This window comes from Staphylococcus simulans (assembly GCF_003043455.1).
Classification (GTDB): domain Bacteria; phylum Bacillota; class Bacilli; order Staphylococcales; family Staphylococcaceae; genus Staphylococcus; species Staphylococcus simulans_A.
On record NZ_PZGG01000139.1, the window covers coordinates 1 to 498 of the forward strand.

Sequence of the window (498 nt, forward strand, 5' to 3'; positions counted from 1 at the left end):
GTTATTAAAGTAATAATATCCTTATCTTTTTTAATTAGCTGATAATCCATGATATAACTAATGCAATCACTGAGATAACGAGAGTCACGTACATTAATGGGGCTACTTTTTCCACCATTTTTGTATATTCTTTATCTGCTGCATTTTGTTTCTTTAATCTCAAGTATTTTATGCCTAGATACAGACTTTCTAGTAAATTGACGATTAATACCAATAATAAAATTGTAATTATCATATGACATTTTTCTCCTTGTTTTATGTTCTTGAACGAGTTGAAAACGAGTTTCTTCGTGTCTTGATATCAATAATAAATGTTAAGGTCGGTTTAATCAATGAAGAGAAAAAAGAATTAGAAAAAATGAAAATGCGTAAAGCTGAATTTAAATATAAACTCGTTCTTACAGAAAACAATGATGAAATACTAGGATAATAAGTAGTTAAAAAAGAAGTGCAACACATGTACACTTAACACAAGTGTTTATTGCACATGTGTTAGTT

Annotated in this window: 1 protein-coding gene; it reads left to right on the forward strand. The window is 27.9% G+C overall.

What is annotated here, in order from left to right; genetic code table 11:
- The first annotated feature begins 295 nt into the window (after positions 1-295).
- Entirely contained in the window at positions 296-430 is a 135-nt protein-coding gene (locus tag BU038_RS12765; protein WP_259341272.1) for a hypothetical protein, read from the forward strand.
- The last annotated feature ends 68 nt before the right edge of the window (positions 431-498 follow it).